At 70.2% G+C, this 24,898-nt stretch carries 24 protein-coding genes; 9 read left to right on the plus strand and 15 right to left on the minus strand.

The annotated features are described in order from the left end of the window. Window positions 1–59 precede the first annotated feature (59 nt). Window positions 60–923: an AraC family transcriptional regulator gene (locus AB0M73_RS15650; protein WP_363891297.1), complete on the minus strand. Its 864-nt coding sequence runs from the start codon at window positions 921–923 to the stop codon at window positions 60–62. 68 nt (window positions 924–991) lie between these two features. Between AB0M73_RS15650 and AB0M73_RS15655 the strand changes: the two genes are divergently transcribed. Together AB0M73_RS15655 and AB0M73_RS15660 are read left to right on the plus strand one after the other, a co-directional pair. Then, complete coding sequence (locus tag AB0M73_RS15655) at window positions 992–1,681, plus strand: alpha/beta hydrolase (protein ID WP_363891298.1); 690 nt, start codon at window positions 992–994, stop codon at window positions 1,679–1,681. Window positions 1,682–1,770: 89 nt separating this feature from the next. Continuing rightward, window positions 1,771–2,529 (plus strand): GNAT family N-acetyltransferase, encoded by a 759-nt coding sequence (locus AB0M73_RS15660; RefSeq protein ID WP_363891299.1) that lies wholly within the window; start codon window positions 1,771–1,773, stop codon window positions 2,527–2,529. Here the strand turns inward: AB0M73_RS15660 and AB0M73_RS15665 are convergent. From AB0M73_RS15665 to AB0M73_RS15675, 3 genes are read right to left on the minus strand one after another with little or no spacing between them, the layout of a single operon-like run. Beyond that, window positions 2,511–3,545: a class I SAM-dependent methyltransferase gene (locus tag AB0M73_RS15665; RefSeq protein WP_363891300.1), complete on the minus strand. Its 1,035-nt coding sequence runs from the start codon at window positions 3,543–3,545 to the stop codon at window positions 2,511–2,513. The genes AB0M73_RS15660 and AB0M73_RS15665 overlap by 19 nt on opposite strands. 23 nt (window positions 3,546–3,568) lie before the next feature. Further along, window positions 3,569–4,078, minus strand: a complete 510-nt coding sequence (locus AB0M73_RS15670) for a hypothetical protein (RefSeq protein WP_363891301.1) — start codon at window positions 4,076–4,078, stop codon at window positions 3,569–3,571. Window positions 4,079–4,131: 53 nt separating this feature from the next. Next, window positions 4,132–5,031, minus strand: coding sequence for a sigma-70 family RNA polymerase sigma factor (locus AB0M73_RS15675; RefSeq protein WP_363891302.1), 900 nt, complete (start codon window positions 5,029–5,031; stop codon window positions 4,132–4,134). Between the two features lie 96 nt (window positions 5,032–5,127). Here AB0M73_RS15675 and AB0M73_RS15680 point away from each other — a divergent pair, with 96 nt between their 5' ends. Beyond that, entirely contained in the window at window positions 5,128–5,436 is a 309-nt protein-coding gene (locus AB0M73_RS15680; RefSeq protein WP_363891303.1) for an antibiotic biosynthesis monooxygenase, read from the plus strand. 22 nt (window positions 5,437–5,458) lie between these two features. On the opposite strand, the gene AB0M73_RS15685 is transcribed toward AB0M73_RS15680, so the two are convergent. The 4 genes from AB0M73_RS15685 to AB0M73_RS15700 are packed head-to-tail and all read right to left on the minus strand — an operon-like array spanning window position 5,459 to window position 9,767. Beyond that, on the minus strand, window positions 5,459–6,460 hold the full coding sequence (locus AB0M73_RS15685; protein ID WP_363891304.1) for a TAXI family TRAP transporter solute-binding subunit: 1,002 nt from the start codon (window positions 6,458–6,460) through the stop codon (window positions 5,459–5,461). Then, window positions 6,457–7,806, minus strand: coding sequence for a HAMP domain-containing sensor histidine kinase (locus AB0M73_RS15690; protein ID WP_363891305.1), 1,350 nt, complete (start codon window positions 7,804–7,806; stop codon window positions 6,457–6,459). The genes AB0M73_RS15685 and AB0M73_RS15690 overlap by 4 nt, the downstream gene beginning before the upstream one ends. A gap of 2 nt (window positions 7,807–7,808) precedes the next feature. Next, the gene (locus AB0M73_RS15695) at window positions 7,809–8,468 is read right to left on the minus strand and encodes a response regulator transcription factor (protein ID WP_363891306.1); all 660 of its coding nucleotides are present in this window, start codon (window positions 8,466–8,468) and stop codon (window positions 7,809–7,811) included. Between the two features lie 9 nt (window positions 8,469–8,477). Further along, a complete protein-coding gene (locus tag AB0M73_RS15700; protein WP_363891307.1) occupies window positions 8,478–9,767 on the minus strand; it encodes an MFS transporter in 1,290 nt (429 codons plus the stop codon). Between the two features lie 126 nt (window positions 9,768–9,893). Between AB0M73_RS15700 and AB0M73_RS15705 the strand changes: the two genes are divergently transcribed. Next, window positions 9,894–10,982 carry a terpene synthase family protein gene (locus AB0M73_RS15705; protein WP_043732437.1) on the plus strand — a complete coding sequence of 363 codons (1,089 nt, stop codon included), beginning with the start codon at window positions 9,894–9,896 and terminating at the stop codon, window positions 10,980–10,982. A gap of 58 nt (window positions 10,983–11,040) precedes the next feature. Here AB0M73_RS15705 and AB0M73_RS15710 read toward each other — a convergent pair whose 3' ends face one another. Next, the gene (locus tag AB0M73_RS15710) at window positions 11,041–12,186 is read right to left on the minus strand and encodes a DUF222 domain-containing protein (RefSeq protein WP_363891308.1); all 1,146 of its coding nucleotides are present in this window, start codon (window positions 12,184–12,186) and stop codon (window positions 11,041–11,043) included. Between the two features lie 508 nt (window positions 12,187–12,694). Continuing rightward, entirely contained in the window at window positions 12,695–15,409 is a 2,715-nt protein-coding gene (locus AB0M73_RS15715; RefSeq protein WP_363891309.1) for an FAD-binding and (Fe-S)-binding domain-containing protein, read from the minus strand. A gap of 82 nt (window positions 15,410–15,491) precedes the next feature. Here AB0M73_RS15715 and fabG point away from each other — a divergent pair, with 82 nt between their 5' ends. The 4 genes from fabG (at window position 15,492) to AB0M73_RS15735 (ending at window position 18,957) form a co-directional block, all read left to right on the plus strand. Further along, window positions 15,492–16,196: a 3-oxoacyl-[acyl-carrier-protein] reductase gene (fabG, locus tag AB0M73_RS15720; RefSeq protein WP_363891310.1), complete on the plus strand. Its 705-nt coding sequence runs from the start codon at window positions 15,492–15,494 to the stop codon at window positions 16,194–16,196. A 32-nt stretch (window positions 16,197–16,228) separates the two neighbouring features. After that, window positions 16,229–16,996 (plus strand): enoyl-ACP reductase FabI, encoded by a 768-nt coding sequence (gene fabI, locus AB0M73_RS15725; RefSeq protein ID WP_043724907.1) that lies wholly within the window; start codon window positions 16,229–16,231, stop codon window positions 16,994–16,996. Window positions 16,997–17,200: 204 nt separating this feature from the next. Beyond that, a complete protein-coding gene (locus tag AB0M73_RS15730) occupies window positions 17,201–18,331 on the plus strand; it encodes a sensor histidine kinase (protein WP_363891311.1) in 1,131 nt (376 codons plus the stop codon). Next, the gene (locus tag AB0M73_RS15735; RefSeq protein WP_363891312.1) at window positions 18,328–18,957 is read left to right on the plus strand and encodes a response regulator transcription factor; all 630 of its coding nucleotides are present in this window, start codon (window positions 18,328–18,330) and stop codon (window positions 18,955–18,957) included. The genes AB0M73_RS15730 and AB0M73_RS15735 overlap by 4 nt, the downstream gene beginning before the upstream one ends. On the opposite strand, the gene AB0M73_RS15740 is transcribed toward AB0M73_RS15735, so the two are convergent. The 4 genes from AB0M73_RS15740 to AB0M73_RS15755 form a co-directional block, all read right to left on the minus strand. Beyond that, window positions 18,940–20,589 carry a DUF885 domain-containing protein gene (locus AB0M73_RS15740; RefSeq protein WP_363891313.1) on the minus strand — a complete coding sequence of 550 codons (1,650 nt, stop codon included), beginning with the start codon at window positions 20,587–20,589 and terminating at the stop codon, window positions 18,940–18,942. The two genes, AB0M73_RS15735 and AB0M73_RS15740, sit on opposite strands and share 18 nt — an antisense overlap. 202 nt (window positions 20,590–20,791) lie before the next feature. Beyond that, window positions 20,792–22,009 (minus strand): cytochrome P450, encoded by a 1,218-nt coding sequence (locus tag AB0M73_RS15745; RefSeq protein WP_363891314.1) that lies wholly within the window; start codon window positions 22,007–22,009, stop codon window positions 20,792–20,794. After that, window positions 22,006–22,542 carry a PadR family transcriptional regulator gene (locus AB0M73_RS15750; RefSeq protein WP_363891315.1) on the minus strand — a complete coding sequence of 179 codons (537 nt, stop codon included), beginning with the start codon at window positions 22,540–22,542 and terminating at the stop codon, window positions 22,006–22,008. The genes AB0M73_RS15745 and AB0M73_RS15750 overlap by 4 nt, the downstream gene beginning before the upstream one ends. Before the next feature lie 56 nt (window positions 22,543–22,598). Continuing rightward, window positions 22,599–23,636 carry an aldo/keto reductase gene (locus AB0M73_RS15755; RefSeq protein ID WP_363891316.1) on the minus strand — a complete coding sequence of 346 codons (1,038 nt, stop codon included), beginning with the start codon at window positions 23,634–23,636 and terminating at the stop codon, window positions 22,599–22,601. Window positions 23,637–23,736: 100 nt separating this feature from the next. Between AB0M73_RS15755 and AB0M73_RS15760 the strand changes: the two genes are divergently transcribed. Then, window positions 23,737–24,351, plus strand: a complete 615-nt coding sequence (locus AB0M73_RS15760) for a helix-turn-helix domain-containing protein (RefSeq protein ID WP_363891317.1) — start codon at window positions 23,737–23,739, stop codon at window positions 24,349–24,351. Window positions 24,352–24,417: 66 nt separating this feature from the next. Here AB0M73_RS15760 and AB0M73_RS15765 read toward each other — a convergent pair whose 3' ends face one another. Then, window positions 24,418–24,894: a (2Fe-2S)-binding protein gene (locus AB0M73_RS15765; RefSeq protein WP_043724913.1), complete on the minus strand. Its 477-nt coding sequence runs from the start codon at window positions 24,892–24,894 to the stop codon at window positions 24,418–24,420. Window positions 24,895–24,898: the final 4 nt, after the last annotated feature.

Consider the following 24,898-nt stretch of genomic DNA (forward strand, 5'->3'; position numbering starts at 1 on the left):
AAACGCTGTAGGGAACGCTTGGCGCCCGCCGTGGGGACAGGGACCCGCGGCGGGCTGTTTCAGGAGGACACGTTCTTTCGCCAGGTTCGGGGGGAATCGCCGAAGGCGCGGGTGAAGGCGCGGCTGAAGGCGGCCTCGGAGGTGTAGCCGACGCGCGCGGCGATGCGGGCGACGGACTCGGGGGTGGAGGCCAGCAGGTGGGCGGCGCGTTCGAGGCGCTGGCGGGTGACGTAGGCGCCGGGCGGCTGGCCGAGGAGGGTGGCGAAGCGGGCGGCGAAGGCGGAGCGGGACAGCGAGGCGAGGGCGGCGAGGTGGTCGACGGACCAGTCGTGGGCGGGGTCGCGGTGGATGGCGGAGAGCACGGGACCGATGGCGGGGTCCATGGCGGCGGTGAGCCAACCGGGGCTGGCCTGCTCGCCGGAGGCGGCCCACACCCGTAGCGCACGGATGAACAACAGGTCGAGCAGGCGGGCGACCATGACGCGGGAGCCGGGCTGGGGATCGGCGAGCTCGGAGAGCATGAGCTGGCGGCCGAGGGGAAGCCAAGGGACGTCGCCGGAGTCGCCGCGGACGACGACGGCGGCGGGCAGGACGCCGAGCAGGGGATCGGCGACGAGGTGGTCGACGAGGAAGTGGCCGGTGAACCAGGTGGCCTCGGAGACTTGCACGGTGTGGGCGTCGCCGCGGGCGAGCAGGGCCATGTCACCGGGGCCGAGGTCGACGGCAGGGTGGCCGCGGAACTCCAGGCGCACCGAGCCTTGCTCGACGAGGTGCAGCATCCGGGCGCCGACGAGGTGGCGGTCGCGGCGCGGGTGGTCGGTGACCGAACGGACGATCCCACCGCCTTCCAGATGGACGGCCTGCAGCAGGTCCGAGAGGGCATCGGCTGGAGGAACGGCAAAGTCATCCGGCTTCTCAGGCATGTTTCTTGTCCCATCCTCCTCGTAACGTGGACGAGTCCACCCGATTCGACCGCAGGAGGCAACCCGACATGTCCACGCCGACGATCGTGCTCGTGCATGGTTTCTGGGGCGGCGCGGCCCACTGGGCGAAGGTGATCCCGGAGCTGCGCCGCCGCGGCTACGGGGACCTGCACGCGGTGGAGAACCCGCTCACCTCGCTGGCCGACGACGCGGCCCGCACGCAGCAGATGATCAAGCAGGTGGACGGGCCGGTGCTGCTGGTCGGCCACTCCTACGGCGGCGCGGTGATCACGGAGGCCGGCGACCTGCCCAACGTGGTCGGCCTGGTCTACGTGGCGGCGTTCGCGCCGGACAAGGGGGAGAGCCTGGCGTCGATCGGCGAGGTCGTGCCGGCGCCGGGCGGGGCCAACATCGCCCCGGACTCGGACGGGTACCTGTGGATCCGCCAGGACAAGTTCCAGGAGAGCTTCTGCCAGGACCTGCCCGACGAGGAGGCGCTGGTCATGGCGGTCACCCAGAAGGCCCCGCTGGGTGCGGCCTACGTCGCCCCGGTGACCGAACCGGCCTGGCGGCACAAGCCGGCGTGGCACCAGGTGTCCACCGAGGACCGGATGATCCACCCGGACAACCAGCGCCGGATGGCGGCACGGATGGAGGCCCGCAAGGTGATCGAGCTGCCGGCGGCGCACGCCTCGCTGGCTTCGCAGCCGGTGCCGATCGTGGACCTGATCGACGAGGCCGTCCGTGACCTGAGCTGACCGCTGGTGTGCCGCCCGTGCAGTCTCGGCTGCACGGGCGGTCGCCGTGTGCGGGTCGGTCGAGGGTTTCTCGGTTACCGTCGGTGGATGTGAACCGTGAAGCCGAGCGCGTGGAAGCAGCCTTCGTGGCGGAGTGCCTGTCCGACGGCATAACGGTGCGTCGCGTGGGCGGCGGGGTGGCGGCCAGGGCTGAACGAGATCCGGGACACTTCTGGACCAGGGCGTTCGGCTTCGACCGGCGGCTGACGGACGAGGAGCTGCTGGCGATACTGGACTTCCACCGGGGAGCGGGCGAGTTGCAGCTGGCGCCGTGGGCGTTTCCGCCGGGGTGGGACGAGATCCGTGCGGCCAATGGCCTGGTGGAGACCGGTTCGTGGCTGAAGGTGGGGTGCGAGATCGGGGCGGTCCGGCACCGCGATGACACGGCGTTCTCGATCACGGAGATCGGCCCCGACCAGGCGGGGGACTGGGCAGGAGTGATCGCGAGCGGGTTCGGGCTGGGGGAGCATCTCGTCGAGATGCTGATCCGGTCGGTGGGGCGGCCGGGCGCGCGGCATTTCGTGGCGTGGGACGGTGCGACGGCGGTCGGGGCGGCATGCCTTTACCGGCAAGGGGAACTGGGGTACCTGACGACGGCGGCGACGCTGGAGTCGCACCGGAACCGGGGTGTGCAGTCCGCGCTGATCAGCCGCCGGGCCAAGGAAGCGGCGGCGGAAGGCTGCTCGCGGCTCGTCGCGGAGACGGGGAAGCCGTTGTCCGGGGCCAAGAACTCGTCGTTCAACAACCTGGCCAGGGCCGGCCTGCGGCCGCTGTACGAACGCCGGAACTTTCAGTCCGACAGCAGGTAGAACGACCACTTGTCGGCCCCGACGGGCAGCATCTCGATCGTGGCGAAGCCGGCCTCCGCCGCATACCGGCGCACGGTCTCGGGCCGCATGACGGTGCCGGTGGCGGCGGAATCGGGTGTGTCCATGGCGTCGGGCAGGCAGGAGATGACGCTCCAGCCGTAGAGGTACTGCTCGCGCTGGGAGGCGGGAGTGGTGGGCTCGGGGTCGGTCCGTTCGTCGATGACGAGCACAAAACCGCCGTCGGCCAAGGACTTCCGGGCGGCGGCGAGCACGGCGACCGGGTGGGACATGTCGTGCAGGGCCTCGATGATCGCGACCAGGTCGTACGGGCCGTCGAGGCCGGTGGCGGCGTCGGCGGCGGAGAACCGCACCCGGTCGGACACGCCCGACTCGTCGGCACTGTGCGCGGCGGACTCGATGGCCTGCGCGTCGAGATCGAGGCCGTGCACGGTGATCTCCGGATACGCCAGCGCCATCGCGATGCTGGACCAGCCGAGCCCGCAGGCGATGTCGGCGACGCGGGCCGAAGTGGACAGTCGCTTGTGGACGTCGGGAATGGCCGGCAGCCACTGCTGGCCCAGCAGGTTCATGAACACCGGCTTGTTCGACGGCCAGCGGCCCTCCGGCTCCCAGGTCATCGGCGGCGGTGCGCCACCCGTGCGGAACGCGTCGACGACGTCGCCGAGGCGTCGGGCGGCGCGGACGAGCTCGACGCTCATGGAGGTGGCGAACAGCAGGCTCGACGAGTCGGCGAGCACCGGAATGTGCTCCTCGGGCAGGAGATATCGGCCCGGCTCGGCCATGTCGAGCAGGCCCGCGGCGGCGTGGTGTTCGAGCCACTCACGGGCGTACCGCTCGGCGGTGCCGGTGCGCGACGCCAGCTCGGCCGACGTCAGCGGGCCGCCGTCCGCGAGCGCCCGGTAGTAGCCGAGGCGCTCGCCGAGGTACATCGTGTACAGCTCCAACGCGCCGACGGCGTTCTGGAAGACGCGGGCGGACAGGTCGGTCGGCTCCATGCCGTCCAGCCTGCCAGATCCGCTCAGGACAGGGCCTTCACCGCGACCTTCAACACGATGATGAGTGCCCCCACGAGCGCGCTGGTCAGGCCGATTCCGACGCTGGCCCGCCCCGAGTGCCCGCTTCGGCCGGCCGCCAGCAGGCCCCAGCCGAACATCAGCGCCACCGCCGAGCCCAGCGCGATCCACACCGCCGTGTCGATCGGCACGCCCGCCGCCGCCAGGAGCAGCAGCACGATCAGCGGCAGCAGCGCGTTCTCGACGATCGAGAACTCCTCGGCCAGCGAGTGCCGCAGGCCGCGCAGCCACGACGGCGAGCCGCCGGCGATGCCCTCGTGCAGGAAATGCGCGTAGGAGAAGGCGATCCAGTAGACCAGCAGCGTCGCCGGCACCGTCACGATCGTGGCGATGAGCTTGTCCTGCTCCTGCACCGTGGCGATCAGCGCCGCGCAGATCGCCGTGCCGTGCACGGCGCCGGCCGCGTTGTGGGAGGGCTCGACCACGTGGGCGAGAACCTTGAGCCAGCGGTGCATGCCGGGAATCTAACAGGTGTAGGGGACTCCGTGGCTTCAGTGGGGATTGAATGTCACGAGCCGAAACCGAACCACCTGAACAACGTGGAGTCGTGGAACGACACGATCCCGGCGATTCGGGAACCGCGCAGCGACAGGACGGTGATGCCGTGCTCGTGGCCGTCCAGGTAGGTGGCGAAGGCGGGCTGGGTGTTGGCGGAGGTGGGCAGCAGACGCCAGGAGCCGGAGCGGACGACACGGCCGAGGAAGGTCGACACGGCGTGGTGGCCGGCGAACCAGGTGCTGTGCGGCGGCATCTCCAGCGTGACCTCGGCGGCCAGCAGCCGGCTGAGGAGGGCGGGGTCGGACCGTTCGAACGCGGCGGCGAACCGGTCGAGGGTGGCCCGCTGCTCGACGTCCGGCGGCTCGGTGACGGTGTCCTCGGCGGGGGAGGCGGCGGCGAGCTGGGTGCGGGCCCGCTGGAGCAGGCTGTTGACGGCGGCGACCGAGGTGCCGAGCAGGTCGGCGACCTCGGCGGCAGGCCAGGCGAGGACGTCACGGAGCAGCAGCACGGCCCGCTGCCGGGCGGAGAGGTGCTGCATGGCGGCGACGAGGGCCAGCCGGATGCTGCCCCGCGAGGCGACGATGGTGGCGGGGTCGCCGTCGGGAAAGGGCTGCAGCCAGGGGACTTCGGGGCTGGGCACGAGCCGGGTGTCGGGGTCGAGGGCAGCGCCGCTGAGGCCGGACGGCAGCGGCCGGCGGACACGCTTCTCCAACGCGGTCAGGCACACGTTGGTGGCGATCCGGTACAGCCAGGTGCGCAGCGAGGCCCGCCCGGGGTCGAAGTCGTCGCGGGCCCGCCACGCCCGCAACATCGTCTCCTGCACCAGGTCCTCGGCGTCCACGACGGAGCCGGTCATCCGGTAGCAGTGCGCCAGCAGCTCACGCCGGTGGCCATCCAGATCCAACGTCACGGTGTGCATACTCGTCCAACCGCCGGAACTCATCGCGATGAGTCCGGCCGACCCGCCGAGTAGGTACTGGCGACACCCACAAACCGGGAGGAACCAGTGCACAAGGCAGTGATGGTCCGCTACCGCACCAAGCCGGAGGCGGCGCAGGAGAACCAGCGGCTGGTCGAGGCCGTCTACCGCGAGCTCAACGCCGACGACCCGGGCGGTCTGCGCTACGCCACGTTCCGGCTGGCCGACGGCGTCACGTTCGTGCACGTCGCGGCGTACGAGGGCGAGGACAACCCGTTGCAGCGGTCGGCGGCGTTCAAGGAGTTCCAGCAGGACTTCGGGGCCCGCTCGGCCGAGGGGCCCGAGTTCTCCGATGTCACCCTGGTGGGTGAGTACGGCTTTCTAGCGGGAAGCTGAGGCCGATGCCGCCGGCGCCACGCTAGCCGTGGTGCCGGCGGTAGGCCGCGGCGGCGCCCGGGTGGAGGGGGAGGTCGGCGGTGCCGATGAGGGTCTGGATGTCCAGGAACTGGGTGCCCAGCGCCTTCTGGGGGATGAGCTGGTCGGCGCGGTCGATGAGGACGTCGACCACGGCGGCGGCGACGTCGTCCGGCAGCGTGGGCAGGCTGACCAGCAGGTTGGCGACGCCGATGGTGGGGACCTGGTGCACGAAGCGGTAGGCGCCGGACGGAACGGGCAGCTGCTCGTACAGCACGCCGTGGCGGGATCGCAGGGCCGGCAGGACGCGGTCGAGGGACAGCAGGCGGATGCCGACGGCGGCGTCGAGCTCGGCCAGCGCGGGCGTGGGCACGCCGCCGGACCACAGCAGGGCGTCGATCGTGCCGGCGGAGAGGGCGGAAACGGCGTCAGCTAACGGAAGATGCTGCACGCGTGGGGTGATGCCGGCGGCGGCGATGATGCGGTCGCCGGTGAGCGAGGCTCCGGAGCCGGCCGCGCCGAGGGACACCGTTCTCCCGTCCAAATCGGACACTGTGGTCAGGGGGGAGTCGTTGCGGACGACCAGTTGCAGGTAGTTCTCGTACACGCGGCCGAGGGCGTTGAGGCCGACGGCCGTGGTGAAGGGAGCTTGGGCGGAGCTGGCGGCTCGGGCGGTGTCGGCCAGGACCAGGGCCAGATCGGCCTTGCCCGTGCGGAGCAGGTCGATGTTGGCGAGGCTCGCGGTGGTTTCGACGGCGATGCAGTGCAGCCAGGGCTGCTGGGCGTTGATCTCGGCGGCCAGCAGGCGGCCGAAGGCGAGATAGAAGCCGCCGGACTCGCCGGCGGCGATGGTGAGGGAGCGAGTTGGTCCGGGACCGGTGCATGCCGTTGCGAGGGCTCCGGCCAGGGCGGCGGTGAGAAAGGTGCGGCGCTTCACGACGGCGACCGGCATGCTGGCCCGCCGCGGCGCTCCGGCGGCGTCCGTGAGCAGAGCGCGGCGCTTCACGACGGCAGCTCTATCGTCACAACCAAACCCCCGGTTTCACCGGCCTGCAACAACAATTGCCCGCCGCGGGCGGTGATCAGCCGGTCGGCGATGGGCAGCCCCAGGCCACTGCCCCGCGCATGGCCGTTGTCGCGAGAGCGCCAGAAACGGGTGGTGGCCAAGGGAAGCTCCTCGGCGGTGAGACCGGGCCCGTTGTCCACCACGGTGATCGCCTTGGCAACACAGGAGACGATCACGCGAGTACCGCCGTACTTGATGGCGTTGTCCAACACGACGTCGAGGATCTGGCTGAGGTCGTGCTCGGGGCAGCGGACCTCGAACGAGGTGTCGACATCGCCCTGCACCAAGGAAACGCCGGCCTCGGAGGCGGCGACGGACCAGGCGTCGATGCGCTCCAGCACCACCACGGCGGCGACGCAGACCTCGGTGTCGGCCGACACGGTGAGACGGGTGGCGGTGTGCTCGGCGTGGGCCATGGCCAGCAGACTGTCCAACAAGGACTCCAGCCGCTCGACCTCCCGCACGGCCGACTCGTACGAAGGCCTGCCTTCGACGACGACCCGAGGAGCGAGCGAGTCGACGCGAAGACGCAAGGCGGCCAACGGGTTGCGGAGCTGGTGCGAGGCGTCGCTGATCAATCGGCGCTGCTGCTCGGCGGCCTCGCTGACGGCGTCGGACATGCGGTTGAAGGACGAAGCGAGTTCCCGGAGCTCGCGGGGTCCGTCGCGGCCACGAACGTGAGCGTGGGGCTGGCCGGCGGCGACGGCGCCGAGACCGCGGGAGAGCTCGGCCAGGGGCCGCAGAACCCACCGCGCCACAACGAGAGTCAGCAGCACGCACCCGACCAGGGCGGCGAACGCCCCGGCGAGAATCACCGCCCAGCCCCGAAAAACGTCGGCAGCGGCGGCCCGCACCGAGGCCCGCATCACCACCGCGCCGATCACGCGCGAGCCGGTGCCGATGGGCGTGGCCAACAGAACGTCCGAAGTGGACCAGGGCATCACGGTGTCGATCGGCGGCGCGGGCTGGTTGCGCAGGGCAGCGTCGATCATGGGCGCCACCTCGCGGTCGTCGACGTTCAGCCCGGCGGCCACGATGGGCTGCCGCTGGGCGTCGACCACGATCACCGGCTCCCCGTACAGGGCGGTGTACCGGGTGACCTCGCTGACCAGCTGCTCGGTGTCGTCCTGCTGGGCCAGGCCGGCGAACCGGGCCAGGTCGGCCGTCCGCCCGATGGACAGCTGCTGGGTGCGCTCGCGGGCGGTCACGGCCAGCAGCGGCCAGGCGAACGCCGCCACCGCCGTGACCGAGAAGACCAGGAGCACTACCAGCAGCCGGGCCCGCACGGTCAGCCGCCGAGCCGGTAGCCGAAGTTGCGGATCGTGGTCAGCAGCCCCGGCCGTCGCAGCTTGGCCCGCAGCTGGGCCACGTGCACGTCCAGCGACCGCGAGATCGCCAGGTACGCGTCGCCCCACACCTCGTCCATCAGCTGCTGCCGGCTGACCGCCGCCCCGTGCCGGACGGCCAGCACCGCCAGCACGTCGAACTCCTTGGACGTCAACGGAATCAGCTCATCGCCGGCATGCACCTGCCGGGCCTGGATGTCGATCCGCACGTCACCGATCTCGACCACCGTCGGCGGCGGGGTCGCCCGCGCCGCCGCCCGCCGCGACACCGCCTCCATCCGGGCCAGCAGCTCGGCCAGCCGGACCGGTTTGACCAGGTAGTCGTCCGCGCCGAGGCGCAGGCCGCGCACGACGGACCGCTCGTCGCCGTGCGCGGTCAGCACCAGCACCGGCATGTCGGTGATCTTCCGGAGCTTGCGCAGCACGTCCAGGCCGTGCAGATCGGGCAGGCCGAGGTCGAGCAGCACCAGGTCGGCGTGGTGGTGCCCGGTCAGCGCGTCCGCGCCCCGCTTGGCCCGGGTCGGCCGGTGGCCGGCCGCCCCGAGCGCCTCGACCAGGGCGTCGCCGACCCCGTCGTCGTCCTCGACCAGTAGCACACGCACGGTCCCCACCTAACCATCCAGGGCGGATTCCTTGGTGGTTTCCCGCATGGTCGCGTACACGATCAGGGACACGAGCACGCAGCCCGCCACGTACCAGAAGAACACCGACTCGTGCCCGGCCTGCTTGAGCCACAGCGCGATGTACTCGGCCGTGCCGCCGAAGATCGCCACCGTCAGCGCGTACGGCAGGCCGACGCCCATGGCCCGCACGTTGGTCGGGAACAGCTCGGCCTTCACGATCGCGTTGATCGAGGTGTACCCCGTGACGATCACCAGCGAGCCCAGCATGATCAGGAACGCCAGCGCCGGCGTGCGGGTGCCGGCCAGTAGCGTCAGCAGCGGGACCGTCAGCAGCGTGCCGGCGATGCCGAAGAACAGCAGCAGCGGCCGCCGGCCGATCCGGTCCGACAGCGCCCCGGCCAGCGGCTGGATCACCACGAAGGCCAGCAGCGCCAGGAAGTTCACCCAGGTCACCGCGTTGATGTCGATCTTGCTCGTGTTGACCATGAACTTCTGCAGGTAGGTCGTGTACGTGTAGAAGGCGACCGTGCCGCCCAGCGTCAGGCCGCACACCAGCAGGCATTCCTTCGGGTACCGCAGCAGCACCCGCAGGCTGCCCCGCTCGCCCGAGGCCTGACTGAGGTAGGCCTGCGACTCGTCCATGGTGCGTCGCAGCCACATCACGGCCACCGCGCCGAACGCCCCGACGACGAAGGCGATGCGCCAGCCCCAGGACGCCATCTCGGCCGTGGACAGCGTGTTCTGGAGGATGATCTGCACGCCCAGCGCCACCAGCTGGCCGGCCGTCAGCGTGACGTACTGGAAGCTGGAGTAGAAGCCTCGCTTGCCGGGCGTGGCCACTTCGGACAGGTACGTCGCCGAGGTGGCGTACTCGCCGCCGACCGAGATGCCCTGGGTCAGCCGGGCCACCACCAGCAGCAGGGGCGCCGCCACCCCGATGGAGGCATACCCGGGGGTCAGCGCGATGACCAGCGAGCCCAGCGCCATCATCGCCACGGATAACGTCAGCGCCGCCCGTCGCCCGTAGCGGTCGGCGTAGCGGCCCATGATCCAGCCGCCGATGGGCCGCATCAGGAAGCCCACCGCGAACACGCCCGCCGTGTTCAGCAGTTGGGCCGTGGCGTCTCCCGCCGGGAAGAACACCTTGGCGAAGTACAGGCTGAACGCCGTGTAGGCGTACCAGTCGTACCATTCGATCAGGTTGCCGATGGATCCGCGCAGCACGTTGCCGATCACGCCACGCCTGGGCCGCACGTCCTCGTTGACGTTCACAGTCATGGGCTCAATGTCGGGTTGATTCCCGACGGCGACAAGGCGAACGGTCAACGCTTTACATCCGCTTAGGGTGGCTACCTACGCGATCGCGTGATGTGGGGGCTCGTTCGGGAGGCCACCCTGGCCGCCATGACGGACGACCAGCTGCTCGTGGAGCTGCCACCGCGGTACTGCCCGGTGCAGGTGGACACCCATCCGGACGCCGAGCTGCTGGAGGGCCAGGGCGCGGACTGGCTGACCCGGTTCGGCTTGGCCGGGCCTCGGCTGCGGGCCAACGACTGCGCCGGGTTCTACGGCCGGATCATGCCCAAGGGGGTGACCGAGCGGCTGCAGATGGCCGTCGACTGGTGCTTCTTGATGTTCGCCTTCGACGACATCAACTGCGACGAGGTGGTGCCCGACGCCGCCGGCAAGCAGTTCGTCGACATCGCCACCCGCGTCGTCCGGGTGCTGGAGGTGCCCGACGTCAATCTGGGGGCCACCGCCGACCTGTTCTTGGCCCCCGTTCGCGACCTGGCCATGCGGGCCCACAAGTTCGGCACCCCCACCCAGATCCGGCGCCTGGTCGACGGGCACCGCGCTTGGTACCTCGGTGTCCTGTGGGAGCTCCGCTGCCGCCTCGCCGACGTCACCCCCAGCCTCAACGACTACGCCCACATGCGCCAGCACACCGCCGGCGGCTTGGCCACCACCAGCTGGATCGAGATCGTCGACGGCGCCGAGATCCCCTCCTCCGAGCTCGACTCCCCGGCCGTGCGCGCCTTGTCCGAGCTGTCGTTCACCATCGCCGCCTGGGACGACGACCTCTTTTCGTACGGCAAGGAGACCTGGTTCGCGCAGCGGGAGGCTCCCTCCAACTGCCACCTGAACCTGGTCGACATCATCGCCCTTGAGCGCCGTTGTTCCGTTTCCGACGCCCTCGCCGAGTCCGTGGCTTTGAACAACCGCCTCACCCACCGCTTCGTCCAGCTCCGCGACGCCGTGCTGCCCACCGCCAGCGAGGAGCTTCGCAACTACCTGGACTGCCTCTCCCGCCTGCTTCGCGGCAACATGGAGTGGGGCCTCCAGGCCCAGCGCTACCGCAACCCCGACGGCCGCTCGCCCGACGCCGTGCACACCGTCGGCTCGTGGACGGACGTCGCTCCCTTTGAGGCCGATGTTCCGCCGGCGATCCCCTCCATCGCTTGGTGGTGGGATCCGGAGCTGGGGGTTCGGTAGCGGGCGTGGTCCTTCCGCGCCGGGCCTTGTCTTCGCGGCTTTGCAGGCGTCGTCGACCTTAGCCCGCATTTTCCAGCCCGTCGGAGAACACCGGCCGCTGGTCCACCATCTTCACCGTCCACCGGCTGTGGTGGATCAATCGGTGGTGGGCTCCGCAGAGCAGGACCATGTTGTCGAGGCTGGTGGGTCCTCCATTGGCCCATTCGACCACGTGGTGGGCGTGGCATCGCGCAGGTTCGGTCTGGCAGCCGGGGAACGCGCAGGTGCCGTCCCGCTCGATCAGCGCCTTGCGGATCGCCTTCGGGGCCGTGCGCTGCTGCCGCCCCACATTCAGGATCTCTTCGTTGGCTCCCAGCACCAGGCGCATCACCGTGCTGTCACACGCGATCCGCCGTGCCTCGGCTGCGCTCATCACGCCGCCGCCTTCGACCTTCGCCACACCCGTGTTGTCCACGAAGTCCTGGAACGACATCGACAACGTCAGATGTGGCCGTTCCCCGCCCTGTTCGGGCAGGCCTTCGCTGCGGGAGGCCAGTTCGATGATCTCCGCGAACGCGTCGCCTTGCCGCTCGGCGGTGGTGCGGGGGTCTGTGCCGGAGGTGGGCTTGGCCAGCGCGCTGAGCATGGCCGCGATCTTCGCCCCGTACTCCTGGTCAAGCTTTCCCCAGAACACCATGCTGCCGTCCAGCTTGCGTTCGAAGCGGAACTCCCGCTTCGGCGCCCGCAACTCCCGGTCGTCCGGGGCTTTGCCGTCCTGGTCGAGGTGGAACAGGATCCGCTGGGCGATGTTCTTGAACTCGCCCTCGTCGAACTGGACGTTCTCCAGCAGCGATGCCTCAACCCGGTCCCGCTCGACCGCCGGCGCTATCCGCAACGTCTCGTGGATGACCTTCAGATGCTGCCGATCCAACACCCCGCCGCGGCCCGCCTCACGGATCGCCCCGCTGTGGAACAACTCCGCGTACCGAAGCCGCTCACGGGCTTCCCTGACCGTGAGCCGCCAGCGGATCACCATTGTCGACACGATCGAGGTCCGGTCCTCTTTCGACCGGCACGACCGGTCCCACACCTCCCACACCCGCTCCAGCTGCTGGATATAGAGCGTCCGACACCGCCTCTCGGCTTCTTCGCCGGCTTGCCACAGCTCCAGTTCGCCGTGCTGCCACCCTTCGGTGTCGGCAGGGAATTCAGGATTTGCTGACATACCCCCATTCTACTACCCTTATGTGATCGACTTCCGTTACATGCCAACCTATACACGATCGTGGCGACCTCCAGTCCCTTCGCTGGAAAGCGCTTTCCAGCCTCTCTTGCAACACTTCCCTCACCATGATCGAACCCCCACCCTTCGACCCGTCCCAAGCCTTCTGTAAACACGCGCACCCGCTCAACCCTTGTCGCGCAACGCAACCAGCCCACCCACCTGCCTCGCGTCCCCTCACTCCGGAACCGCATGCCGAACAGAGTGATTGTGCTTTGTGCGTAGAGGCCGGCAACTGCGCGGTGCGGACACCCGAACCACGACCGGGGTTCGTGGGCCGGCACCGGTCGAGGCCCTCAGGGAGTGCAGACGCCGGAGCAGGCCACCGAACCTGTCTGGTGGCGCGGACCTGGTAACCAACCGACAGGCAACTGCGCGGTGCGGACACCCAACGCACCCAACGCACCCCAACGCCCAGAGCCCACCGCCCCCCAGAACCACGCCCCACACCCTAAGAACCGATCATCCCCGCCAACAATGTCGCCAGGTGCACGGGTTTCCGGTCGGTGAGCTGGCGGAGTTGGGTGCGGCAGCTGAAGCCGTCGGCCAGGACGGTGGCGTCGGTGGCGCGGATCGCCGGCAGCAGGGCGTGTTCGGCGACGGCCACGGACACGTCGTAGTGACCCTTCTCGAAGCCGAAGTTGCCGGCCAGGCCGCAACAACCGGCGTCGAGGACGTCAGCCTTGACGCCAACAGCGGTCAGGACCTGGCGGTCGGCGTCAAGGCCCAGGTCGGCGTGCTGGTGGCAGTGGGGCTGCATGACGGCAGATGCGGAGCCCAAAGGACCGATGACGGGGGCGATCTGCTCGGCGAAGGTGCGAACGCGGCCGGCCAGCCGCTGCACGGCGGGGTCGTCGGTGAGCTCCAAGGCGTCGTTACGAAGAAAGGCGGTGCAGCTAGGCTCCAAACCGACCACCGGCGCCGAGGAACCGTCCATGACCCGAGCGGTACGGCGGAGTACGCGGCGAGCCACGCCGAGCTGCCCGGTGGACATCCACGTCAGTCCACAACAGACTCGCTTGCGGGGCAGCGAAACCGAAAAGCCCAGATGCTCCAGAACCCGGACGGCATCAACACCGACCTGGGGATCGAAGTGATCGGTGAAGGTGTCGGTGAACAACACCACGGGATCGCCGGCTGTCGAACTCTGGAACCGTGACCGAAAAGACCGAGAGGCGACAGCCGGCATGGCACGGCGAGGGTCGATACCCCCCAAGCGCTTCACCACCCGGACATCACCCAGTGCACGAACCAACCCCGGAAAAACAGCCAGCCACAACGGGAGAAAACCCATGGAGTAGTGGGACATGGGTCGAAGCCGTCCCCGATAGTGCTGGTGCAAGAACTCGGCCTTGTAGGTGGCCATGTCCACATCCACGGGACAGTCACGCTTGCATCCCTTGCAGGACAAGCACAGGTCCAAAGCATCCCGCACCTCAACTGAACGGAAGCCGCCCCGCACAACAGAACCGTTGAGCATGTCGAACAACAGGCGCGCCCGGCCGCGGGTGGAGTGCTTCTCCTCGCGGGTGGCCCGATAGCTGGGGCACATCACCCCACCTGACGTGGTCAAGCACTTGCCGACGCCGACGCAACGCCTCGAAGCGGCGGCCAAGGAGCCGGAGTCGGCGTGCAAGGCCAACGACGTCCGCAGAGGAATCCGAGCAGGGGCAACAACAACCCGGAGATCGGCGTCCAACGGCAAAGGGTCCACGATCCGCCCGGGATTCATCAGCCCCCGGGGATCGAAGATGGCCTTGAACCGACCGAAGGCGGCCATGATCTCGGGCGAGTACATACGCGGCAACAACTCCGACCGCGCCTGGCCGTCACCGTGCTCGCCGGACAGAGAACCGCCGTGGGAGACGACAAGATCCGCCGCCTCCTCCATGAACGACCGATAGCCCGGCCCGTGCAGGTCGAAGTCGATGCGCACATGCAGACAACCATCACCGTAGTGCCCATATGTCGGCCCGCGACGCCCATGTCGGCCCAACAACTGGTCGAAGTCGCGCAGGTAAGCCCCGAGACGATCGGGCGGCACGGCGGCGTCCTCCCAGCCCGACCACGCCTCGGCGCCGTCGGGCATCCGGGTCGCCAAGCCGGCGCCGTCCTCGCGGATCCGCCAGAGTTCCCGCATCCGCAAGGGATCCGTCACGACCACGGAGCCTGTCGCCCCGGGCATGGCCGCGACGACCGCGTCCGGCGAAACGGTTTCGACGAACAGCCAACTCCGCCCGGCCGGCAGATCTCGCAATCCCGGCGTCCCGGGCTTGCGCTGCCGCAGGATGGACACGATGGCCTCGTTGACGCCCTCGATCGCCAGCACATCCAACGACAGCAACGACACCACCTGATCAGCGGCGGCATAGGTGTCCTCGAATCCCAGCACCACCAACGCCCGCGACCGAGGAACCTCGACCAACCGAACGGTCGCCCCCAGCACCGTCACAAGGGTGCCCTCGCTCCCGACAAGCGCCCGTCCCACATGAAAACCGTGCTCCGGCAACAGCTGATCGAGGTTGTAACCCGACACCCGCCGCGGAATCTGAGGAAACCCGGTCCGCACGGCCGCCATGACGTCGTCCCGCAGCGCCCGCAAACGCCCGTGCACGGGCAGCGCATCGGATGTCACCGGCCCGGCGTCGAAGCGGGTTCCGTCCGGCAGCAGCACATCGAGCGACTCGACGTTGTCCACGGTCTTGCCCCACGCCACGGAATGCGCCCCGCAGGCGTTGTTGCCGATCATCCCGCCGATCGTGCAGCGGCTGTGCGTCGACGGATCGGGGGCGAAGTGCAGGCCGTGCTTCCCCGCTATGCCGTTCAGCACATCCGGCACCACCCCCGGCTGCACCACGGCCGTCCGCGCCGAAGGATCCACGTCGATCACCCGGTGCAGGTGCCGCGAGAAGTCCAGCACCAGCCCCTCGCCGCAGGCGTTGCCGGCGATGCTGGTGCCCGCACCCCGGCTGGTGATCGGCACGCCCAGTTCAGCGGCCACGCCCACGGCTGCCACGGCGGCGTCCACGGTCCGAGGACGGGCCACGACCATCGGCACGTGCCGGTAGTTGGACGCGTCCGCCGCGTACATGGCCCGTGTCCCGGCATCGGCGAGCACCTCGCCGTCCACCTCGGCCCGCAGTCGCTCGACCAGCCTCGACGTCATGACCATCACTTAACACCGATGCGGGCCGACCAGCCGGTAACAGATAGCCTCGTGCGCGACACCCGCGAGACGAGGAGCAGCAGTGGCACGGTCCGTACTGGTCACCGGCGGCAACCGCGGCATCGGCCTGGCCATCGCGCAGGCGTTCGCCGCGCAGGGCGACAAGGTCGCCATCACCCACCGCGGCTCGGCGGTGCCGGAAGGCCTGTTCGGGGTGAAGTGCGACGTCACCGACGCCGAGCAGGTCGACCAGGCGTTCACCGAGGTCGAGGCCCACCAGGGCCCGGTCGAGGTGCTGGTCTCCAATGCCGGCATCACCGACGACACGCTGCTGATGCGCATGTCCGAGGAGCAGTTCACCCGGGTCGTGGACGCCAACCTGACCGGCGCCTTCCGGGTCACCAAGCGCGCCACCCGGGCCATGCTGCGGGCTCGTTTCGGCCGGATCATCTACATCTCGTCCGTGGTCGCCCTCAACGGCGGCCCCGGCCAGGTCAACTACGCGGCCAGCAAGGCCGGCCTGATCGGCGTGGCCCGCTCGATCGCCCGTGAGCTGGGCTCGCGCAACATCACGGCCAACGTGATCACGCCGGGCTTCATCGAGACGGACATGACCGCGGTGCTGTCGCAGGACGTCAAGGACAAGGCGCTCGCGCAGATCCCCAACGGTCGTTTCGGCGCGGCGGCCGAGGTCGCCGCCGCCGTCACCTTCCTGGCCTCCGACGGGGCCGCCTACGTCAACGGCGCGGTGCTGCCGGTCGACGGCGGCCTCGGCATGGGCCACTGAATCACCTTCAGAATCGCAGGAGAGGAACGCACGTGAGCGGACTGCTCGACGGCAAGCGCCTGGTGATCACCGGCGTGATCACCGACGCCTCACTCGGCTTCCACGTGGCCCGGGTGGCGCAGGAGCAGGGCGCCAAGGTGGTGCTGACCGGGTTCGGCCGGCTCAGCCTGGTGGAGCGGATTGCCAAGCGGCTGCCCCAGGAGGCGCCGGTGATCGAGCTCGACGTGACGAACCAGGAGCACCTGGACGCGCTGCCCGATCGGGTGCGCGAGCACCTGGACGGCGTCGACGGCGTGCTGCACTCGATCGCCTACGGCCCGCCGTCCACGCTGGGCTCGGACTTTCTCGAGGCCCCGTGGGAGGACGTCGCCACCGCGGTGCAGGTCTCGGCGTACTCGCTGAAGTCGCTGGTCAAGGCCCTGCTGCCGGTGATGACCGAGGGCAGCTCGGTGGTCGGCATGGACTTCGACGCCCGGGTGGCCTGGCCGGCCTACAACTGGATGGGCGTGTCCAAGGCGGCGCTGGAGTCGGTGACCCGCTACCTGGCCCGCGACCTGGGCCCGCGCAAGATCCGGGTGAACGTGGTGGCGGCGGGCCCGGTCCGCACGATGGCCGCCAAGTCCATCCCGGGCTTCGTGGAGCTGGACAAGTCGTGGACGGAGCGGGCGCCGCTGGGCTGGGACCCGACCGACCCGGAGCCGGTGGCCAAGTCGGTGTGCGCGCTGCTGTCGGACTGGCTGCCCGCGACCACCGGTTCCATGGTCTGGGTCGACGGTGGAGTGCACGCGGTCGGCATGTAGGGCCGCAGGTCCCGGGGGCCCATGACTTTGGTCATGGGACGACGGCATGCCGCCGGGGCGATGCTTTCCGGGGTCCTGGCTGGCTACCGTACTCGCGTGGGCTCCGAACAGACGACATCATCGCCGGCGCAGGAGTCTCGACGGCCCGGTCGGGTAGGGTGGCCCCCCGACCGGGCCGCTGGCCGTCCGGCCCTGTACGGGGCCATGTTCTGGGCCGCGGTGGTGGTCGTCTCCGGGGCCGAGATCACCAATTTCGCGCAGCAGCCGCAGCCGTACGGCCTGTGGCCGTTGGCCTGCCTGGGCCTGTTGTCGCTGGCCTGGCTGACGATGCCGTGGGATCCGACCGCGCCGCTGCCGCGTCGGCTGGCGGTGCTGCCGTTCCTGGGCGGCATGCTGGCGCTGAGTCTGTTGTCCTCCTACAACTCGACCGACATCTGGCTGCTGTTGGCGTTGGCCAACTGCACCTTCGTGTTCGGCGTGCGGTGGACCGTGGTGATGGCGGCGTGCTTCGTCGCGTTCACGTTCGTCGACACCCTGACCTATCCCGGCTACACGCTGCTCGGGGCCTGCATCCAGAGCCTGGTCGTGGTCGTGCTGACGGTGTTTGTCACCGGCCTGGCTTCGGCGGTGACGGAGGCGCGCCGGCGGCGGACGGAGACGCAGCGGCTGTTGGGCGAGCTGGCCGAGGCGCACCAGGAGCTCCGTGCCTACGCCGACCAGGTGCGGGAGCTGTCGGTGGCCGAGGAGCGGGCGCGGATGGCCCGCGAGATGCACGACTCCGTCGGGCACTACCTGACGGTCATCCAGGTCGGTCTGACCAATGCCGAACGCTTCCGTGACAAGCGGCCCGAGCAGGCCTGGGACGAGGTCGCGCAGGCCAAGGAGCTGACCAGGGAGGCGCTGGCCGACACCCGACGCTGGGTGCGGGCGATGCGGCCGCTGGCGTTGGAGGGGCGGACCGGCAGCCAGGCGCTGGCCGAGCTGGCCCGGACCTTCGACGGCACGGGAATCGAGGTCCAGTTCCAGGTCTGCGGCCCGGAACAGCCGCTGCTGGGCGACACTGAGGTGGTGCTGTACCGGGTGCTTCAGGAGGGGCTGACCAACGTGCTGCGGCATGCCGGCGCGCGTCACGCCGAGGCGGTGCTGTCGTTCAGCGACGAGCGGGTGCGCCTGCGGATCGGGGACGACGGCCACGGCGCGCGCGATCTGACCAAGGGTTTCGGGCTGTCGTCGCTGGGGCAGCGGGCCGAGGCGGCCGGTGGCCTGCTGGTCGCCGGAAACGCCCCCGCCGGCGGTTTCGAGCTGCTGGCCGACCTGCCGGTGCGGCGCCGATGAGCGTGCGCGTGCTGCTGGTCGACGACCAGATCCTGATGCGCAGCGGGCTGCGCAAGCTGCTGGAGATCGAGGACGGCATCGAGATCGTCGCCGACGTCGGCAGCGGGCCCGATGCGCTGACCGTCGTGCCGCTGTGCCGGCCGGACGTGGCCCTGGTGGACGCCCGGATGCCGGGCATGGACGGCATCGAGCTGATCACCGAGCTGACCCGGTCGCACCCGTCGGTGGCCAGCATCGTGCTGACGACGTTCGACGAGGACGAGTACCTGTTCGGGGCTTTGAAGGCCGGGGCAAGGGGTTTTCTGCTCAAGGACGCGTCGCCGGAGGACCTGGTCGCCGCCATCCACCGGGCGGCCGGCGGCGGAACCGTGCTCAGCGACCAGGTCGCCGGCCGGGTGGTGGCCCAGCTGCGCGGGAAGGCACCGCTCCAGCCGGCGTTGTCCAGCCGCGAGGCGGAGGTCGCCCGGCTGGTCGGGGCGGGGGCGTCGAACCGGGAGATCGCCGCCGAGCTGTACATCACCGAGGGCACCGTGAAGAACCACGTCTCGAACACGCTGCGCAAGCTGGGCCTGCGGGACCGGACCCAGCTCGCGCTGCACGTCAGCTCGTCACCCGGCGCTTTCTAGCTGCTCCCGCAACGTGTCCAGGCCCATGCCGCCCATCTCCAGCGCCCGCCGGTGGAACGCCTTGAGGTCGAAGGCGTCGCCCTGGCGGCCGCGGGCGTCGTCACGGGCGGCCAGCCACAGGCGTTCGCCGAGCTTGTAGGAGGGGGCCTGGCCGGGCCAGCCGAGGTAGCGGTCGATCTCGGCCCGGGCCACGGCGTCCTCGGTGACGGTGCGGGTCAGCAGGAACTCCAGGCCCAGCTCGGGAGTCCAGCGCTCGCCCTCGTGGAAGCCGACGCCGGCCGGGATCTCCAGCTCCAGGTGCATGCCGATGTCCACGATCACGCGGGCGGCCCGGAACAGCTGGCCGGACAGCATGCCGAGCAGGTCGCCGTCGTCGGACAGGTAGCCGAGCTCCTCCATCAGGCGTTCGGCGTAGAGGGCCCAGCCCTCGCCGTGGCCGGAGACGAAGGTCATCAGCCGCTGGTACTTGGTCAGCGTGCCGGCCTGGTTGATGGCGGTGGCGATCTGGAGGTGATGCCCGGGCACGGCCTCGTGGTAGACGATGGACACCTCGCGCCACGTGACGAACTCGTGCTTGTCCGGCGGCAGCGACCACCACATGCGGCCGGGGCGGCTGAAGTCCTCGCTCGGCGCGGTGTAGTAGACGCCGACGATGCCGCCGGAGGGGGCGATGCGGCTCTCGAACGCCATCAGCCGGTCGGGGATGTCGAAGTGCTTGCCACGCAACGAGGTCAGGGCGTTGTCGGCGATGGCCTGCAGCCGCTTGGCGAACTCGTCGCGGCCGCTGACCTGGTAGCGGGGATCGGTGTCGAGCTCGTCGGCAGCCTCGGCCACGGTCGCGCCCGGCTTGATCCGCTCGGCCACGGCGCGCATCTGCGCCTCGATGCGGCCGAACTCCTGCCAGCCCCAGTCGTAGGCCTCGCGCAGATCGACGTCCGCGCCGACGAAGTAGCGGGACCAGAGCCGGTAGGCGTCCTCGCCGACGGCGTCCTTGGTCGGCGCGAGCGGCGCGAGTTCGGCCCGCAGGAAGCCCGCGAACTCGGCGAATGCCTCCTCGGCGGCGCGGGCAGCGGCGGTGGAGCCGGCGAGCGCGGTGAAGAACCCCGGTGTGGAGCCAAGTCCGGCCCACGTCTCGCACTGGTCGGCGACCTTGCTGACCTGGCGTAGCGCCGACACGCGGCCGGCGTCGGCCGCGGCCAGCAGCGAGGCGCGGATCCCGGCCAGCGCCGCCGGAACCTGGCGCATGCGAGCGTCGATGTCGGCCCAGTGCTCGGGCGTCTCCGTCGGCATCAGGTCGAAGGCCATGCGCAGGTCCTGCACCGGGCCGACGGCCACGTTCAGCGCCGCCAGGGGCAGCCCGGCGTCGTGGATCTCCACGTCGAGCCCGACCCGTTCGGTGAACACCGCCTTGGCCACGCGCTCGTCGGCGTCCAGCGGCTCGACGCCGGCGATCTCGGCCAGCGCCTGCTTGGCCAGCGCCGCGCGGGCGGCGTGACCGGCGGGGGAGTAGTCGGTGAGCTCGGCGTCGTGGCCCGCGATGCCCAGCATCGTGGCCGCGACGGGATCCAGTGCCGCGTAGTCGTCGACGTACCGATCGCAGATCTCGCGCACGCTGCGCTGCACCGGGGACATGGTGTCGACGTTACCGCCGTGAGGGCGGGGCCGCCGCAGCCCGGGGCAATCCGGATCGGTGCGTCCGAAGTGGAGAGTCGTTGTCCCCTTTGGACCTTGACGCCCTACGCCTGCCCCCCGACACCGCGAGTCCCGCTCTCAGGCAGTCATGTGTCGAGTTCCGGAACTCGACATTCAGTTGCCCGAGAGCGGGACTCGCGGTTCACCAGGTGACGGGGAGGGCGAGGATGCCGCCGGACATGGAGCCGGGGCGGAGTTGAAGGTCCTCGGGGGCGACGGCCAGCCGCAGGGTGGGGATGCGGCGGAACAACGTCGACAGGGCGATGCGGAGCTCGGTGCGGGCCAGGCTGGCACCGATGCAGAAGTGCCAACCGTGCCCGAAGGCGAGGTGGAGGTTGGGGCTGCGGTCGGGGTCGAACCGGTCGGGGTCGGTGAAGACGTCGGCGTCCCGGTTGGCGACGCCGCTGTTGACCAGGACGCAGTCGCCGCGCCTGATGGTGATGCCCCCGACGGCGACGTCCTCGTGGGCGTAGCGGAGGTGCCCGATGCCGTTGGGCGCGCTCATCCGCAGCACCTCCTCGACGGTGGCCTGGGCCTGCCCGTCGGGGTCGGCGGCGAAGCGGTCGCGGCGGGCCAGGTCGGCGAGCAGGAACACGACGCCGAGGTCGAGGCGGCTCATGGTGGTCTCGTGGCCGGCGAACAGCAGGCCGGTGCTGAAGCCGACCAGCAGGTCGTCGGTGAATCCGGGGTCGTCGGCCTGGGCCCTGATCAGGTCGCTGATCACGTCCTGCCTCAGGTCGGACCGCTTGGCCTCGGTCAGCCTCAGGATGTAGGCGCGCAGGTCGTCCCAGGCCTGGGCGGCGGCCTCGACGCCGATGTCCATGCGGCCGAGGCGGGTGGACATCTCGTGGAAGTAGTCGCGGTCGGCGTACGGCACGCCGAGCAGCTCGCAGATGACCTGGACGGGCAGCGGCAGGGACAGCAGGGCGTGCAGGTCCACGGGCTGCGACGGATCGGCGTCGTGCTGGGCGATCACCTCGTCGACCAGGGCGTCGACCAGCTTCTGGACGTGGTCGGACAGCCTGCGCATGCGGCCGGCGGAGAAGGCCGGCACGAGCAGCTTGCGCATGCGGGTCTGGATGGCCTGCTCCTCGTCGTAGTCGACGGAGGGGCCGGACTGGAGAGCGGCGTCGGAGACCTTGGAGGCCCGCTCGGGTTCCGGGTGGCTGCGGCCGAAGCGGGCGTCGCCGAGGACCATGCGGGCCTGCTCGAAGCGCGTGACCATCCAGGCCGGGTCGCCGGCCGGGGTGAGCACCTCGACGGGGTCGGCCTCCTTGTTCAGCACGGCGTACAGCGGGGCGATGTCCAGCACGCTGGGCCGGTCGAACGGTAGCTGCGGGCGGGTCTCGGTGGTCGTCATGTCAGTCCTCCCAGTGGTGACGTGGCGCGGACCCGCAAGGTGTCGAGCCAACGCAGTTCCGTGTGGGTGCGGCGGACCACCTCGTCCAGCACGACGCGGGTCCAGCCGTCCGGCTCGATGCCCGCGACGAGCTCGTCGTTACGCGCGACCCGGGCCAGCAGCGCCCGGGCTCGCGCGTCCAGCACGGCGAGGCGCTCGTCGACGGCGAGCCGGTCGAAGTTGGCCAGCCGGGCCATGAACTCGCCCTGGTCGGCGGCCAGCTCGTCGGGCAGCTCGGCCAGCATGTCGTGCAGCATCTCCAGGCCGACCGGCGTGACCTCGTAGACGTGCCGGGTCGGCCGGCCCTGCTGGGCCTGCGGCGTCCTGGTGACCGCGCCGGCCTCGGTGAACCGGCGCAGCGTCGGATACAGCGAGTTGTTCGACAGCGTCGTGCCCAGGCTCTGCTCGACCCGCTGCCGCAGCTCGTAGCCGTGCGACGGCCGGTTGGCGAGGCTGGCCAGCATCACGATCTCCACCCACACGTAGGTCACCATGACATAGGGGAGGGGCTATGTCATGGTGACCTAGGGTGGACGTCCGAAAAGGTGGGTCAGACGACCGATCCGGCCGGAATGCGGCTCGGGGCGAAGGCGTCCTGGATCCAGTTCGGGTAGGCGACCGGTGGCGCGCTGACGGCGTCGAGCTCGGCCAGGTCCTGCTCGGTGAGCGCCACGTCGACGGCGGCGATGTTGTCGGCCAGTTGGTCGAGTTTGCGGGCGCCGATGATGACGCTGGTGACGGCGCGCTGGGCCAGCAGCCAGGCGATGGCCACCCGAGCCGGGCTCACCTCGTGCCGGGCGGCGACGGTCCGCAGCACGTCCACGATCCGGTAGCCCTTGTCCAGGTCGAACTGGACGAAGTCGCCGCCGACCCGGGCCCGGCGGGTGTCCTGGTCGGGCACGCCGTCCCGGGTGAACTTGCCGGACAGGAAGCCGCTGGCCAGCGGGCTCCACACGGTCAGGCTCAGGCCCGCGTCCTCGGCCATCGGCACCAGGTCGCGCTCGGCGTCGCGGGACACCAGCGAGTAGTGGATCTGATTGGCCACGAACCCGGCCTGGTTGTGCCGCGCGGAGATGCCCAGCGCCTTGCTCATCTGCCACGCGGCGAGGTTGGAGGCGCCGATGTAGCGGACCTTGCCCTGGCGCACCGCGTCGTCGAGCGCGCCCAGCGTCTCCTCGATCGGCGTCACCCGGTCGTAGTTGTGGATCTGGTAGAGGTCGATGTAGTCGGTTCCGAGCCGGCGCAGGCTGTCCTCCAGCGCCCGGGCCACGTGCAGTCGGGACAGCCCCTGGTCGTTGGGGCCCGGCCCGACCGGGGCCATCAGCTTGGTGGCCAGCACCACGTCCCGGCGGCGCTTGCCGATGGCCTGCCCGAGCAGCTGCTCGGACTCGCCGTCGGCGTAGGCGTCGGCGGTGTCGATGAAGTTGATCCCGGCGTCGAGCGCCGTGCCCACGACCCGATCCACCTCGGCCTGGCCGAGCGCGCCGATCATGCTGTACACGGGGTGGTCCGCGCCGCCGAAGGTCATGGTGCCGAGGGACAGTTCGGACACCCACACTCCGGTGCGGCCGAGCAGGCGGTACTTCACGGGATCACTCCTCTGGTGCGACGTCCATCCGCTTCGACACTACACACTGTCCGGACACTGTGTAGTGTCGCAGTGGCTGGACGTGCACTAGGTTCTGCCCATGCCCTCGATCACCCGACGCGCGTCGAACGCCGCGCGACGAGCCTCGGCCGAGGCGGACATCCTGGCCACCACCCGGCGGCTGCTGGACGACGGCGCGAACTTCACCGAGCTCGGCATCCAGCACATCGCGGCCGAGGCCGGCGTCGCCCGCTCGACCTTCTACGCCCACTTCCGGGACAAGACCGAGCTGCTCGTGCGGCTGGCCACGACGTTGATGGACACGTCCTTCGGCATCGCCTCGGCCTGGGAGCCGACGACCGACGCGGACGGCATGGCGGCCGCGTTCGTGGCGGTGATGGGGGTGTACCGGGAGCACGCCGCCGTGTTGCTGGCGGTCGCGGAGGTCGCCACTTACGACGCGATCGTGCGGGACTTCTGGCGGCAGCGGCTCGCCCAGTTCACGGAGCGCACGATCGACGTGCTGAGGGCTGAGCAGGCGGCCGGACGCACGCCGGGTGGCGTGGACCTGGTCCACGCCACCCGGGTCATCGTGCCGGGCGGCGAGCGGGCCATCTTCGACCACATCACCAATGAGGACGCGAGCCGGGACGAGGCCTTCGCCCGCGAACTGGCCCTCATCTGGTGGCACGGCGTCTACCGTCGCCCCACGTGAACGCCACATGCGCTTCCTGAGTGTCACCTGGACGCACAGGGGAAGCGCATGTGGCAGAGCAGCGGCTCACATCTTGGCGGCGCCGGAGCGGATGGCGGTGCGGATGCGGGAGTAGGTGCCGCAGCGGCAGATGTTGCGGATCTGGTCGAGGTCGGCGTCGGTGATGGCGCGGCCCTCGGCGCGGACGCGGTGCACGAGGGCGACGGCGGTCATGATCTGCCCGGGCTGGCAGTAGCCGCACTGGGCGACGTCCTGCTCCAGCCAGGCCTCCTGCATGGGGTGCAGCTCCTGGCCGACGGTGGCCGGCAGGCCCTCGATGGTGGTGATCTCGTCGTCGGCCTTGATCGCCGACACGGGCACGGAGCAGGGGTTGAAGGCCTTGCCGTTGATGTGCGAGGTGCAGGACTTGCAGACGTTGAGCCCGCAGCCGTACTTGGGCCCGGTGACGCCGAGCAGGTCGCGCAGCACCCACAGCAGCCGGACGTCGTCGGCGACCTCGACGGTGACCCGCTCGCCGTTGAGCACGAAGGTGTGACTGGACATGCGG

Origin of the sequence: Kutzneria sp. NPDC051319 (genome assembly GCF_040682195.1) — a bacterium.
Lineage (GTDB): Bacteria > Actinomycetota > Actinomycetes > Mycobacteriales > Pseudonocardiaceae > Kutzneria.

Bases quoted from the DNA above. Each gene is read 5' to 3' on its own strand.
- AB0M73_RS15650 (WP_363891297.1), bottom strand. From the start codon at position 923: ATGCCTGAGAAGCCGGATGACTTTGCCGTTCCTCCAGCCGATGCCCTC.
- AB0M73_RS15655 (WP_363891298.1), top strand. From the start codon at position 992: ATGTCCACGCCGACGATCGTGCTCGTGCATGGTTTCTGGGGCGGCGCG.
- AB0M73_RS15665 (WP_363891300.1), bottom strand. From the start codon at position 3,545: ATGGAGCCGACCGACCTGTCCGCCCGCGTCTTCCAGAACGCCGTCGGC.
- AB0M73_RS15670 (WP_363891301.1), bottom strand. From the start codon at position 4,078: ATGCACCGCTGGCTCAAGGTTCTCGCCCACGTGGTCGAGCCCTCCCAC.
- AB0M73_RS15700 (WP_363891307.1), bottom strand. From the start codon at position 9,767: ATGACTGTGAACGTCAACGAGGACGTGCGGCCCAGGCGTGGCGTGATC.
- AB0M73_RS15705 (WP_043732437.1), top strand. From the start codon at position 9,894: ATGACGGACGACCAGCTGCTCGTGGAGCTGCCACCGCGGTACTGCCCG.
- AB0M73_RS15710 (WP_363891308.1), bottom strand. From the start codon at position 12,186: ATGTCAGCAAATCCTGAATTCCCTGCCGACACCGAAGGGTGGCAGCAC.
- AB0M73_RS15715 (WP_363891309.1), bottom strand. From the start codon at position 15,409: ATGACGTCGAGGCTGGTCGAGCGACTGCGGGCCGAGGTGGACGGCGAG.
- AB0M73_RS15730 (WP_363891311.1), top strand. From the start codon at position 17,201: ATGTTCTGGGCCGCGGTGGTGGTCGTCTCCGGGGCCGAGATCACCAAT.
- AB0M73_RS15735 (WP_363891312.1), top strand. From the start codon at position 18,328: ATGAGCGTGCGCGTGCTGCTGGTCGACGACCAGATCCTGATGCGCAGC.
- AB0M73_RS15740 (WP_363891313.1), bottom strand. From the start codon at position 20,589: ATGTCCCCGGTGCAGCGCAGCGTGCGCGAGATCTGCGATCGGTACGTC.
- AB0M73_RS15745 (WP_363891314.1), bottom strand. From the start codon at position 22,009: ATGACGACCACCGAGACCCGCCCGCAGCTACCGTTCGACCGGCCCAGC.
- AB0M73_RS15750 (WP_363891315.1), bottom strand. From the start codon at position 22,542: ATGGTGACCTACGTGTGGGTGGAGATCGTGATGCTGGCCAGCCTCGCC.
- AB0M73_RS15760 (WP_363891317.1), top strand. From the start codon at position 23,737: ATGCCCTCGATCACCCGACGCGCGTCGAACGCCGCGCGACGAGCCTCG.
- AB0M73_RS15765 (WP_043724913.1), bottom strand. From the start codon at position 24,894: ATGTCCAGTCACACCTTCGTGCTCAACGGCGAGCGGGTCACCGTCGAG.